Annotated in this window: 12 protein-coding genes; 8 read left to right on the top strand and 4 right to left on the bottom strand. The window is 41.7% G+C overall.

What is annotated here, in order from left to right; all coding sequences use genetic code 11:
• Positions 1-8: 8 nt before the first annotated feature.
• Positions 9-968: a phosphatase PAP2 family protein gene (locus FHG67_RS05925; protein ID WP_142499684.1), complete on the bottom strand. Its 960-nt coding sequence runs from the start codon at positions 966-968 to the stop codon at positions 9-11.
• Between the two features lie 185 nt (positions 969-1,153).
• Between FHG67_RS05925 and FHG67_RS05920 the strand changes: the two genes are divergently transcribed.
• The 3 genes from FHG67_RS05920 to FHG67_RS22820 all read left to right on the top strand — a co-directional run bounded on the left by FHG67_RS05920 (position 1,154) and on the right by FHG67_RS22820 (position 5,842).
• Positions 1,154-1,957, top strand: coding sequence for a lysophospholipid acyltransferase family protein (locus tag FHG67_RS05920; RefSeq protein WP_002619788.1), 804 nt, complete (start codon positions 1,154-1,156; stop codon positions 1,955-1,957).
• Positions 1,958-1,993: 36 nt separating this feature from the next.
• On the top strand, positions 1,994-5,371 hold the full coding sequence (locus tag FHG67_RS05915) for a methylmalonyl-CoA mutase family protein (RefSeq protein ID WP_004500765.1): 3,378 nt from the start codon (positions 1,994-1,996) through the stop codon (positions 5,369-5,371).
• Positions 5,372-5,491: 120 nt separating this feature from the next.
• Positions 5,492-5,842 carry a hypothetical protein gene (locus FHG67_RS22820; protein ID WP_100224571.1) on the top strand — a complete coding sequence of 117 codons (351 nt, stop codon included), beginning with the start codon at positions 5,492-5,494 and terminating at the stop codon, positions 5,840-5,842.
• Between the two features lie 480 nt (positions 5,843-6,322).
• Here the strand turns inward: FHG67_RS22820 and FHG67_RS05905 are convergent, their stop codons facing one another.
• Genes FHG67_RS05905 through ilvD form a run of 3 tightly spaced genes read right to left on the bottom strand, consistent with a single transcriptional unit; the run spans position 6,323 to position 8,446 of the window.
• On the bottom strand, positions 6,323-6,583 hold the full coding sequence (locus tag FHG67_RS05905) for a nucleoside 2-deoxyribosyltransferase (RefSeq protein ID WP_004500744.1): 261 nt from the start codon (positions 6,581-6,583) through the stop codon (positions 6,323-6,325).
• A 32-nt stretch (positions 6,584-6,615) separates the two neighbouring features.
• Positions 6,616-6,762 carry a TIR domain-containing protein gene (locus FHG67_RS21995; RefSeq protein ID WP_185908045.1) on the bottom strand — a complete coding sequence of 49 codons (147 nt, stop codon included), beginning with the start codon at positions 6,760-6,762 and terminating at the stop codon, positions 6,616-6,618.
• A gap of 1 nt (position 6,763) precedes the next feature.
• Positions 6,764-8,446: a dihydroxy-acid dehydratase gene (gene ilvD, locus FHG67_RS05900; RefSeq protein WP_142499683.1), complete on the bottom strand. Its 1,683-nt coding sequence runs from the start codon at positions 8,444-8,446 to the stop codon at positions 6,764-6,766.
• Positions 8,447-8,872: 426 nt separating this feature from the next.
• On the opposite strand from ilvD, the gene FHG67_RS05895 reads away from it, so the two are divergent.
• The 5 genes from FHG67_RS05895 (at position 8,873) to FHG67_RS05870 (ending at position 13,428) form a co-directional block, all read left to right on the top strand.
• A complete protein-coding gene (locus tag FHG67_RS05895) occupies positions 8,873-9,394 on the top strand; it encodes a metal-dependent hydrolase (RefSeq protein WP_004500783.1) in 522 nt (173 codons plus the stop codon).
• Positions 9,395-9,581: 187 nt separating this feature from the next.
• The gene (locus FHG67_RS05885) at positions 9,582-10,925 is read left to right on the top strand and encodes a leucine-rich repeat domain-containing protein (protein ID WP_004500754.1); all 1,344 of its coding nucleotides are present in this window, start codon (positions 9,582-9,584) and stop codon (positions 10,923-10,925) included.
• A 134-nt stretch (positions 10,926-11,059) separates the two neighbouring features.
• Positions 11,060-11,626: a leucine-rich repeat domain-containing protein gene (locus FHG67_RS05880; RefSeq protein WP_004502216.1), complete on the top strand. Its 567-nt coding sequence runs from the start codon at positions 11,060-11,062 to the stop codon at positions 11,624-11,626.
• A 290-nt stretch (positions 11,627-11,916) separates the two neighbouring features.
• Positions 11,917-13,059 carry a leucine-rich repeat domain-containing protein gene (locus FHG67_RS05875; RefSeq protein WP_004502250.1) on the top strand — a complete coding sequence of 381 codons (1,143 nt, stop codon included), beginning with the start codon at positions 11,917-11,919 and terminating at the stop codon, positions 13,057-13,059.
• 78 nt (positions 13,060-13,137) lie between these two features.
• On the top strand, positions 13,138-13,428 hold the full coding sequence (locus FHG67_RS05870; RefSeq protein ID WP_002632262.1) for a YciI family protein: 291 nt from the start codon (positions 13,138-13,140) through the stop codon (positions 13,426-13,428).
• Positions 13,429-13,449 lie beyond the last annotated feature (21 nt).

The raw sequence follows: 13,449 nt of genomic DNA, 5'->3' as shown, positions 1-13,449 counted from the left end.
TTTTTTTATCAGCCTTTTCCTTTCATCTTAGCCAATATGTATGCCGAGAAAAAGGCGATATAACTACTAACGATCCCGTACCGGAGGTATCTTGCAACCGGATTTTCCGGAAATAGCTTTTGGACTATGATACCGGGTAGTATGTAAAAAAGCAGAACTCCCAATATTAAAACCGCCGCTCTGCGGATCATCTCCGATACGGAATCCACCTTTTCCCAATCCAAAGTATAAAATTTGGAAAGAAATATCCCGATCGTAAATCCTCCCAAAGCGCCGCTTGCTGATATCACTTGTTCGTACGACTTTATTTTCGCAGGCGAATCAAAATTCGAATATAAAAGTACAGAAGGCAAAGTCAATACGACTACGACCAAAGCAAGCGTTTTCGTTTTGAAAAGAGTCTGACCCTCGTAAGGCGTCGGCAATTCGAACTCCGGAAAAACTCGGAATATAACCTCTATCAAAACGATTATAATCAGCCCCAAAATAAAACCGCCCAATGTATCCCCCGGATAATGTACTCCGGCATACATTCTTGAAAAGGGCATTAACAATATTATAAAAATTGAAAGTACTCGGGTCGTTTTATTTTTTACGTGAAAAAGTATCAGCCCCCATATAACGACGGATATTTGTACGTGTCCCGAAGGAAATCCGTAGGAAGTTTCTCTGAGGGTTCCGGGACCAATCCAAGAAAGGGAAGGTCTTGGACTTTCAAACAAAGCCTTCGTAATTCCGTTGACGATTCCCGCCGTCATAAATCCAGTTCCAAGTCGGATTCCTAATTTTCGATTGATAAAAACATATACGACGGAAAGAAAAATCATATTGAATGTACTTCCGCCCAAATAGTGAAATAGCAAAGTAACAACACCTAGAACCGGATCCAAAGCCGACCCGCGGAGAGTTTGTAAAAACCCCTCCCCAAACCAAAAAGAATCTTGGAACCAACCTATATTCTGACTCATCCCCAGTATCTCCTATCTCATTCTTATTAATATCGATCTTATTCCGCACGCCGCGACCGCGCGATTTAGTTCTTAGAAAGATGAATTCGTTTCTAAAAATCCAACTTGATGAATTCGATTCCATTCGGTACAATGAACTCTAAATCTAATATTTATTGAACGTTCGTTCGAAAAGTAGACCTTGCATGGAAACCCGCACCGAATCCGATTCTTTTGACAGCCTTTTTCTAATTCCGAGAGAACCAATAAAACAATTCTTAAAAGCCCTTCTTCACCTCGTCTATTCCGTGGAAGTTACCGGTCTTGAAAACGTTCCCGAATCGGGCGGCGCCGTTCTGATTTCCAATCACACGGACAATCTGGATGTAATCGTACAGGGAACCTCTGTTTTGAGAAAAGTGATTTATCTCGGAAAATACGAATTGTTTCATCCTCAAGAAACCGTTTTGGACATTCTCAACAACCCGGATTCCCCCTTGAACAAGTTTCCCTTAAGTCTGGTGAAACAATCCTTGGTAACCACTCTGAACACTCTTGGAAATCTGCAAGGAAAACAACTTATGCACTGGGGAGGTTATCCGATCTTAAGGGCGCACAATGTGAAAGACGCAAAATCCGCGGCGGCATACTACGAAGATCTCGAAAATTACATGGCCGAACTCATCCAAAAGGGAGAGCTCATTTCGATCTACCCTCAGGGAACGAGAACGGAAGTTGTCATTCCCGGTTCGTTCAAAGCACTCGCGGCAAAACTCGCGATCCGCACCGGAGTTCCGATCATCCCAAGCGGGATCAAAGGGGCTTGGAGAATGTTGAAACCTGAAGCTTTTTTGTCCGGCAAGGCATTCGGCACTAAGATTACGTATAACATCGGTAAGCCGATCTATCCTCACGAGTTCCCCGATGTTCCTCTTAAAAAAGCCGCAAAAATCGTCACGGAAGAATTGGAAAATCGCGTGAGAATTCTCATCGATTCTCCGGAAAGCTAAATTCGAATTTTTTAATTTTAGAATAGAAGTACTTATATGGAAACGCAAATTTACACTCCAAAACACAAAGTTCGTTTTATCACGGCCGCTTCCCTTTTCGACGGGCACGACGCATCCATCAATATTATGAGAAGAATCCTGCAAGCCTCCGGCGTGGAAGTGATCCATCTCGGTCACAACCGCTCCGTGAAAGAAATCGTGGAATGTGCGATCCAAGAAGACGCTCAAGGAATCGCCATCACGAGTTATCAAGGCGGTCACGTTGAATATTTCAAATACATGATCGATCTCTTGAATGAAAAAGGCGCAGGTCATATCAAAGTATTCGGCGGCGGAGGCGGCACAATTCTTCCTTCCGAAATCAAAGAGTTGGAATCCTACGGCGTCGCTCGAATCTATTCTCCGGACGACGGTAGAGAACTCGGCCTGCAAGGGATGATCAACGATCTCATCCGCAGATCGGACTTCATTCCCCCTCTTACGTTCAACGGCACTCTTCACTCTTCCTTAAAAGACAAAAACCCTCTGGCGATCGCACAATCGATCACGTTAGTCGAAAACACCTTTGAAAGACAGGAACTCGAAAATTCGTCTTTAACCGAAAAACTAAATTTTCCCCCGGGATCAAAAGCGGTTCCGATCCTCGGGATCACGGGAACCGGAGGCGCGGGTAAATCCTCTCTGACAGACGAACTCGTTCGCAGATTCCTAATGGACTTTCCGGATAAATCGATCGCAATCCTTTCCGTGGATCCTTCCAAAAGGAAAACCGGAGGCGCGCTCCTCGGCGATCGGATTCGAATGAACTCTATCTTTCACAATAGGGTTTACATGAGATCCTTTGCGACAAGAGAGGCCAATATTGCGCTTAACAAAAACGTTAAGCGAAGTATAGACGTTTTAAAATGCGCGGGTTTCGATCTGATCATCGTCGAAACCGCGGGGATCGGTCAGAGCGATTCCGAAATCACCGAAGTCGCAGACGTGGCTTTGTATGTTATGACTCCCGAATACGGAGCCGCGACTCAATTGGAAAAAATCGACATGATCGACTACGCCGATCTGATCGCCATCAACAAATTCGACAAACGGGGAGCGCTCGACGCCCTGAGAGACGTTAAAAAACAATTCCAAAGATCCAGACAATTATTCGATCGTAACTTGGATACGATGCCGGTCTTTGGTACAATCGCTTCCCAGTTCAACGATCCGGGAACTAACCTTCTTTACGGAAACGTAATTCGCTCCATCTCCGAAAAATTGAATTTGGATTGGTCTTCTTCCTACGGTAAAGAGTCCGGAATGAGTGAAAAAATTTTTATCATTCCTCCGGACCGAGTCCGTTATCTCGCGGAAATTCGGGAGGAATGCCGTCGTTACGATCAGTTTACGGAAGAGGAATCCGACAAAGCGAGAAAACTCTTTCAACTTTTCGGAGCGATCGAAGTCCTAAAATCGTCAGGGCAGGATACAAACATTCTAAAATTGGAATATTCTAAAATTGAAAATTCCCTCTCTCCCGAAACCAAAAGGATTCTTTCCGGTTGGGAAGTAAAATTGAAGAACTACCGGGGTGAAAACTTTACGTATCAGGTTCGAGACAAAGAGATTCAGGTTTCCAACACGTCCACCTCCTTGAGCAATCTGAAAATCCCGAAAGTTGCCGTTCCCAAATTCAAAGACTGGGGGGAAATCGTTCGTTGGTCGTTTCAGGAAAATTTTCCCGGGGAATTCCCTTTTACCGCGGGAGTGTTTCCCTTCAAAAGAACCGGAGAAGATCCGACCCGTATGTTTGCGGGAGAAGGAGGTCCGGAAAGAACCAACGCCCGTTTTCACTACGTGAGTTTCGGAATGCCCGCGCAACGTTTGTCCACCGCTTTCGATTCGGTCACGTTATACGGAGAAGATCCGGGGGAAAGGCCGGACATCTACGGAAAGATCGGCAACTCGGGCGTCAGCATAGCGACCCTCGACGACGCCAAAAAACTTTATTCCGGTTTCGATCTTTGTAATCCCACGACATCCGTCTCAATGACTATCAACGGCCCCGCTCCGATGGTTCTTGCGTTTTTTATGAACACAGCGATCGATCAAGCGTGCGAAAAACACATCAAGTCTACCGGAATCGAAACCGAAGTTCGGCAAAAAATCGAATCCATCTATCAAGTTAAAAATCTTCCCGTTCCAAAATACAACGCGCCCATCCCTCAAGGAAACGACGGTTTGGGTCTGATGCTTTTAGGAGTCACCGGCGACGAGGTTTTGGAAAGAGAAGTTTATGAAAAGATAAAACAGGAAACCTTAAAGGTCGTTCGAGGAACCGTGCAAGCCGATATTCTCAAAGAAGATCAGGCTCAAAACACCTGTATCTTTTCGACGGAGTTTGCCCTAAAGATGATGGGTGATATTCAGGAATTCTTTATCGCCAATCAAGTTCGTAACTTTTATTCGGTTTCCATTTCCGGTTATCATATCGCGGAAGCGGGGGCCAATCCGATCACTCAAGTCGCATTCACTCTCGCAAACGGCTTGACCTATGTGGAATATTTCCTAAGTAGAGGAATGAAAATAGACGACTTCGCTCCGAATCTTTCCTTCTTCTTTTCGAACGGGATCGATCCGGAGTACGCTGTAATCGGTAGGGTAGCGAGAAAAATTTGGGCAAAAACGGTGAGGTACAAATACGGAGCTAACGACCGTTCTGCGATGCTCAAGTATCATATTCAAACTTCGGGAAGATCTTTGCACGCTCAAGAGATTGCGTTCAACGATATTAGAACCACTCTTCAGGCCCTTTATGCGATTTATGACAATTGCAATTCCTTACATACGAACGCTTACGACGAAGCGATCACTACTCCTACGGAAGAATCCGTCCGTCGCGCGATGGCGATTCAGCTCATTATCAACCGCGAATTAGGTCTTGCTAAAAACGAAAACCCGAGTCAGGGTTCGTTTATCATCGAAGAACTTACCGACTTGGTAGAACAAGCGATCCTGCAGGAGTTTTATAGAATCTCCGAAAGAGGCGGTGTTCTCGGCGCCATGGAAATGATGTATCAGAGAAATAAAATCCAGGAAGAATCCTTATATTATGAATCTCTAAAACATAGCGGCGAATTTCCCGTGATCGGAGTGAATACTTTTCTGAGCAAGGAAGGCTCTCCTACGATCATTCCGGAAGAAGTGATCCGCTCCACCGATTCGGAAAAACAAGCTCAGATCGGAGCGCTTCGGGAATTTCACAAACGTAACGAAAAAGATCTTGAAGATCGTCTGAGAAGATTAAAATCCGTTAGCCTTTCGAACGGGAATATATTCGAGGAATTGATGGAAACGTCCAAAAAAGTTTCCTTAGGCCAGATGACCCACTCTCTCTACGAAGTGGGCGGGCAATACCGTAGAAGTATGTGACGCGAGTTTATGCGACATGCAGAGAAATGCTATTAATTCGTATGTCGCCTATTCACCGTTTAGGCAACATACAAGAAAACCCTGTTAGGCGACATAGCACTAATTAATAATGGTACGGAAATGTCTAATTTACCTGAATCAACTAAAGAAATGATTTTCAGCTTTATAGTTGGAAACCTTTCTTTGCAAGAGTTTGAAGCTTTTCTTTATGGATCAAAGGAAATTGAAAATGCGTTTAAATACGATGATTATATAGAATTACTTTCGCTAAACTTCAATAAAAATAGTAATAGATATGAAGCGTTCAAAATCATTGAAAAAAATGTTGATATGTCAGAATACGAAGTATGGAGATTGAACAAAATTTTCAATAGTATTATTAATAAAGAAAAGAATTATCCACAATTGATCGCGTCGCTTTATGATTTATATTGTAAAGGCTACTTTTTTTACAAATACTCGGCGGCTTAGGCTATGAATTAAACTTAACGTGTCCTCGAGAATATAATTACGATAAACATATATCTGATCTTATTGAGCCAGAGCAGATAAAGTTAGCAAATGCCCTGTATCCGGAAATCGTTTTCCATGTGCATTTGATCCAAAAATTTATCAATGATAAGAAAATAATTATTACAGGTAAACTGGATGATTTTAATAATTACGAATATATTGATAACAGAAATGAAGAAGAAAAGACTCAAACTGAATTCAGACATGTAGAAACCAAAAGAAAATGGTGGCAGTTTTGGAAATCGAAATAATCATTACTACTTACTCGCTACGTCGACTAACTTCATCTCCTCGCTCCGTTCGAAATTACTAACGAAATCCTCACTTCGGACTAAAGCCACATTGCTCGCTCAAAGGACTACTCAGGAGCAATATTTAAGAAAACCCGCATAAACGGATTTTCACACTTTCAACATGGATCTAAAAATGGGGGGCATATCAATCCAACATCGGATTCGGACAATTTCCGAAGTCGCTTAACAAATATCCGTCCTTGTCGATCGGATAACCGGAGTTATGCGGAAATACCGGAATCTTTGTTCGAACGATTTCCGGTAAGGGAAGAATCGTTTTCGTATAACCGTAGATTCTTTTACCGATAGAAAAACCGGTTCCGATTTCAACGGAGGTTCCGTCGTCCACAAGTGCGCCGCGAAGCGAATTACAATTTGCAAGAACGATATCCACTCTTTGAATCAATTCTATATTACCTAAAAAATTTTCCGGGTAAGTTATAGATTTCTTTCGCGATCGATCGGGATTTTCGAATTAAAAGGAGAGAATGCGTCAAATCCAAGCGACGTACAAAGAGATTTTCTTTCCTGCAGAACCGCGACTGTATTCGGTAAAAATCCTTCCGATCCTGCAAGATAGATCACTTCAAAGCAGATTCGTAATCGCTCCGTTCGTCGCCGATTGAACCAGTTTCGCGTATTTCGCAAGAACCCCGGATTTGTACCTTGGTTCTATCGGTTTCCAATTTTTCAGTCGTTTCTGAATTTCTTCCTGAGAGATTTCGATTTGAAGAAGATTCTTCGTGGAATCGATAGTAACCGAATCTCCGTTTTGAACGATCGCGATCGGACCTCCATCAAAAGCTTCGGGAGAAACATGACCGACCACAAGACCGTGAGTACCGCCGCTAAATCGACCGTCCGTCATTAAGCCGACATCTTCTCCCAAACCTTTTCCGACAAGCGCCGAAGTTACGGCGAGCATCTCTCTCATCCCGGGACCTCCTTTGGGTCCTTCGTAGCGGATGATGATTACGTCCCCCGCTTTGATTTGATCCGTTATGATCGCGTTGAAACAATCGTCTTCGGATTCGAACACTTTTGCGGGACCGGTGATGGAAATTTTTTTCAAACCGGAAATTTTAGCAACCGCGCCTTCAGGCGCGAGGTTTCCCTTTAATATCACGAGAGGGCCGGAAGGATGAAGCGCCTCCGATTTCTTACGAACGATGGTTTGGTTCGGAACGAGATCCGGCATGTTCTTTAGATTTTCTGCAATCGTTTTTCCGGTAACCGTTAAACAATCTCCGTGAAGCATACCTTCTTTCAAAAGATATTTCATCACACCGTGAACACCGCCCACTTTGTCGAGATCGGTCATGGCGTATCTACCGCCCGGTTTTAGATCCGCAAGGTGAGGAGTTTTTTTACTGATTCGATCAAAGTCTTCGAGGGTCAGATCCACACCGATTTCTTTCGCGATCGCGATCAAATGAAGAACCGCGTTCGTCGAACCGCCTAACACAAGAACTACGGTGATCGCGTTCTCGAACGCCTTTTTGGTAAGAATTTGTTTCGGAGTGATTCCCTTTTTGATGAGTTCCATCAAAGCCTTTCCGGCTTCGTAGCAGTCGTTCGACTTTCTCGAACTGACGGCGGGCATGGAAGCGGAACCGGGAAGACTCATTCCCAGCGCTTCGATCGCGGAAGACATCGTGTTGGCGGTATACATTCCACCGCAACTTCCCGCGCCCGGGATCGCGTTTTGTTCAATGCGGACGAATTCTTCCCTGGAGATTTTTCCGGCGTTCATCCGTCCGACCGCCTCGAACACGGAAACGATGTCCACGTCGTGACCGTCGCAGTTTCCGGGAAGAATGGTTCCTCCGTAGACGAAGATGGAAGGAACGTCGATTCTGCAAAGTGCCATCAAACAACCGGGCATGTTTTTATCACATCCTCCGATCGCGATCACTCCGTCGTGTCTCATCGCGTTCGAAACGATTTCGATCGAATCGGCGATGACTTCTCTGGAAGGAAGGGAAAAGTGCATCCCTTCGTGTCCCATCATGATCCCGTCGGAAACGGTGATCGTTCCGTAAATCTGAGGAACTCCTCCTGCGGCGCGGACTCCTTCTTTGACTTTTTCGGCGAGTTTATTGATATGAATATTGCAGGGAGTGATTTCGCTCCAAGTGGATGCGATTCCGATCATCGGTTTGTGGAAATCTTCGTCCGTAAAACCGACCGCGCGAAGCATCGCCCGATTGGGCGCGCGATTATCTCCGTCCGTAGTCATCGAACTTCTTTTTTTTAATATATCGCTCATAAATAGCCTCTATCTTAGTTGTCCCTAAAACGTTCGTTTCGGACGAGTTATATAGAAGTACAGTTTTGCGAACTCTCTTTCCGGTCAAATGGAAAAGCTCAAGTAGATTCTGGGAATTTTTAAGTCTCGTTCCTCTTAGCTTCGCTAAGAATCGATTTCATTCCAAATGGTATGCGGTTTCCAAAAACGCTTCCCAAAACGGTTTCTTTTTACAACAATGTTAGATCACTATGATCGCTTTTATTCAATGCGCTCAAGCTCATTTGAATCTAAAAACGGGGGTATGTCACCGATCAAAAATAAAACTCAAAGCGCGATTGTTCCCGATATGGGCCGCAACGGAAGTCAACGCCTCCTGACAATGTGTGATGTAAAGTCCTAACCACCGATTCCCAATCATTTGCCGCTTAAAACATGCCCGCCATAATGACTCATACAGTGATTCCGATCTCCTTTTGGATCGCGTTTGGAAATAAATTCATTCCCACCCGACTCCTAATAATCGGAATTCTTTTTTCGATTCTTCCCGATGCGGACGTGATCGCGTTCCGATTCGGGATCCCTTATGAAAGCGACTGGGGACATCGAGGATTCAGCCATTCGATTTTGTTCGCATTTTCTCTAAGCGTTTTAGCCTGCGTTTTAGTTCGTTGGCTTCAAGTAAGAATGGAAATCGTCATCTCCTTTTTATTCGTTTCCATCCTTTCCCACGGTTTTTTGGACGCGATGACAAACGGAGGACTCGGAGTCGGCTTTCTCATCCCCTATTCCTCCGAGCGTTTTTTCTTTAATTTAAGACCGATCCGGGTATCTCCGATCGGAATCAAAAACTTTTTGACCGCGCGAGGTCTGCTTGTGTTGCGATCGGAAATTTTGATTGTGTGGTTTCCGCTTTTGTCGATCGCAATTTCGATTTTTTTAATACGAACTCGAACGCGCATCGAATGATTAAAAAATCGGAATCGCCTTTACCTTGAATTTTGTAGAAACTCCCACAGATTAAATCGGTCTCTTAGGACGTTTTTAATCCTTCGCGTGATTTTTTCATCGTTTAAAAACGTAGAGTTCCCACATTGGGCAATTTTGGGACAAACTTTTAACTCCGAAAAAATCCAAAAACCGTTTCGAGGAATCGATGACGTATTTTCAATCCGTAAATATTCGTTTTCAACCAAAATTCACGATCCTCTTAATTCTAATTTGTTTTTCTTGCAAGCTTCAAGCTCAATCGAACGAAGAGCAAATCCATCGCAATCTAACCGAGGCTCTCCAAAATCCGAATGAGGTTCGGATTTTGGATTTGCGTAATAACGATAACGAACTCACCGTTCTTCCAAAGGAAATTGGAAAACTACAGAATTTACAGGAGTTGAATTTGAATTATAACAAACTCACAACCCTCCCGGAAGAGATTGGACAACTACAAAATTTACAAATATTGCATTTGTGCGAAAATCAACTCACGACTCTTCCCAAAGAGATCGGGCAACTGCAGAGGTTACAAATACTGCATCTGGCTCATAACAAACTCACAACCCTCCCGGAAGAGATCGGGCAACTGCAAAATTTACAAGAGTTGAATTTGAATGGTTGGCAACTCTCAACTCTTCCGAAAGAAATCGGAAAACTTCAGAAATTACAAGTATTGAGTTTGGATCTTAACGAACGCACAACCCTTCCGAAGGAAATTGGACAATTGCAAAATTTACAAATATTGTATTTGCGCGCAAATCAACTGACAAATCTCCCGAAGGAAATCATACACCTTCAAAAGTTACAAGAGTTGAATTTGAATCATAACCAACTCATAACTCTTCCGAAAGAAATTGGAAAACTTCGGAATTTAAAAATATTGAATTTAGAGGATAACCAACTTATGATTATTCCAAAAGAAATCGAACAGTTAGAAAATTTACAAAAGTTAAATTTGGGAAGAAATCAACTCACGACTCTTACAAAAGGAATCGGAGATCTACAAAATTTGAAAGAGTTACATCTGGAAATTAACCAACTTACAACGCTTCCCAAAGAAATTGGAAAACTACAGAATTTAAAAATATTGAATTTGTGCAATAACGAACTTACGACTCTTTCGAACGGAATCGGGCGGTTACAGAATTTACAAAAGTTGGATTTGAGATTTAACCAACTTACAACGCTTCCCAAAGAAATTGGAAAACTACAGAACTTAAAAGTATTGGATTTATATAATAACCAACTCACGACTCTTCCAAAAAAAATCGGAAAACTACAGAACTTAAAAGTATTGGATTTAGATTATAACCAACTCACAACTCTTCCCAAAGAAATCGGGCAACTACAGAATTTACGACAGTTGAATTTGAATCATAACCAACTCACGATTTTACCAAAAGACATTGAACAGTTAAAGAAACTAAACACATTATCTTTACGTAACAATCCAATTGCATCAAAAGAAATTAAAAGAATCCAAAAGCTACTTCCCAAACAAATGTAATATTTATTTTGAATGAAAATCAAATCAGAGAATTGTAATGAAACTGAATTTAATACCACCTTACGTTCAAAAAGCGGGAATTTTCCTTTTGATATTTGTGTGTTTCCTAACGGAATTCCGTGCGGAAGAAAGCTATGTATAAGGAAGAAATTTATGTAGATTTAACCGAGGCTCTCAAAAATCCAAAGGATGTTCGGATTCTCGATTTGAATGGAAGGAAACTTACAACTTTTCCAAAAGAAATCGGACAGCTTCAGAATTTACAAAAGTTGGATTTGAATGAAAACGAACTCAAAACCCTTCCAAAAGAAATCGGACAGCTTCAGAATTTACAAAAGTTGGATTTGAATGAAAACGAACTCAAAACCCTTCCAAAAGAAATCGGACAGCTTCAGAATTTACAAAAGTTGGATTTGAATGAAAACGAACTCAAAACCCTTCCAAAAGAAATCGGACAGCTTCAGAATTTACAAAAGTTGGATTTGAATGAAAACGAACTCAAAACCCTTCCAGAAGAAATAGGAAAACTAAAGAATTTACAAGAATTAGGTTTGAGCAGTAATCAACTCACAATTCTTCCCAAAGAAATCGGGAAACTACAAAAATTATATTTGTATGAAAATCCAATCGAATGGGAAGAAATAGAAAGAATCCGGAAGCTACTCCCAGAATGTGCTATTTACTCTGATGAGCGATGGTAAATCAAAAAACAACCCATGCGATCCGGCGCAATTGCAGCGATTCGCGAGATTCCGATAAAATCGAATAATTTTGGGACAAGTTCTAAACTTATAAGTGAAACCCAAAAGCCGGTCTAAAAACCTCAAAAGAAAATGCAAAAGCTCACACAGGTTAAATCTCTTTGGCGGTTTTTAAGTTTTTTGAATGATTTTTCTCATCGTTAAAAAAACGTAGGAGTTCTCACATTGGATAATTTTGGGACAAACTTTTAACTCCGAAAAAATCCAAAAACCGTCTCAAGGAATCGATGATGTATTTCCAATCCGTAAATATTCGTTTTAAAAAAAGATTCATAATACCGCTTTTGATCTGTCTTTTTTGCAAACTCCAAGCCCAATCAAACGAAGGACAAACATATCGCACTTTAACCGAAGCCTTTAAAAATCCGATGGATGTTCGAGTTCTGAATTTGAATGAAAGACAACTCACGGTTCTTCCAAAAGAAATTGAAAAATTCCAAAATCTGAAACAGTTAGATTTAAGCGACAATCAACTCAAAGTTCTTCCCAAAGAAATTGGACAACTGCAGAATTTACAAGTATTGAATCTAAGCGCCAATAACCTCATTAATCTTCCTAAAGAAATTGACCAGCTGCAAAATTTAAAACGGTTGAATCTAAGCGGTAATCGCCTTACTACCCTTCCCCAAGAAATTGGACAGTTGAAAAAGTTAGAATGGTTGCATGTAAGTCACAACCGTCTCACGGTTCTTCCTAAAGAAATCGGACAATTACAGAATTTAAAAGAACTATTGCTCTATGGCAACAGCCTCACGACTCTTCCAGAGGAAATCGGACAATTGCAAAAGTTCGAACGATTATACCTGCATGATAATCAACTTACGACTCTTCCTCAAGGGCTCTGCAAATTGCAAAACTTAGAACAGATCTATCTACATCAAAATAGACTTACATCTCTTCCTCAAGAGATCGGACAGTTGGGAAAGCTATGGACATTGTATTTATATAGTAATGAACTTACAACTCTTCCCGAAGAAATCGGGCAACTACAGAATTTACGTCAGTTAAATTTAAAACTCAACAATCTTACTACTCTTCCTAAAGAAATTGGACAACTGCAAAAATTAGACAATTTAGATTTGAGCGACAATCAACTCACATCGATTCCGAAAGAAATCGGACAATTACAAAACTTACGATGGTTGGATTTAAGCGGCAATCCGCTCGTTATTCTTCCTAAAGAAATCGGACAACTGAAAAACCTCTATTTTCTCGCAATGAAAGGTATTCCTGATTTAATTCCACAAAAAGAAAAAATCAGGAAATTAGTTCCAAATGCGACCCTGAATTTTGGAGAGGGACCAAAACTCAAAAGAGAAAACGACTCAAAGTCGTCAAAGAAAAAGCCAAAATCGGCGAGAAAATTATGGTAACTGAAAAAAGATAGGGCATCCAATACTTTGTAATTTAAGCTTGAAAGAAAAATCTATTTTCTATTTTAGGATTTTAGAATGAAACAATTTATCGTAGTACTTCGTTATCTCGTTCCGATCGAAACCGTGGACGAGCATGTAATCGCACACAGAGAATATTTGTCCAAAGGATACGAGCAGAAACTGCTACTCGCATCCGGGCCTCAAGAGCCTAGAACCGGAGGAATCTTTATTGCGAGAGCAGAGTCCCGCAAAGAGATGGAATCCTTTTGCCACCGAGATCCTTTTTATAAAAACGGAGTCGCTGAATACCAGATTTTAGAGTGGAACCCAGTGAAATATCAAAAAGAATTTGAATTCTGGCTTTAAAACTCATCAACGTCTACGGAT

Origin of the sequence: Leptospira weilii (assembly GCF_006874765.1) — a bacterium.
GTDB classification, from domain to species: Bacteria; Spirochaetota; Leptospiria; order Leptospirales; family Leptospiraceae; genus Leptospira; species Leptospira weilii.
Note: the sequence above shows the minus strand (reverse complement) of the source record. Positions and strands in the feature narration are given on the sequence as shown.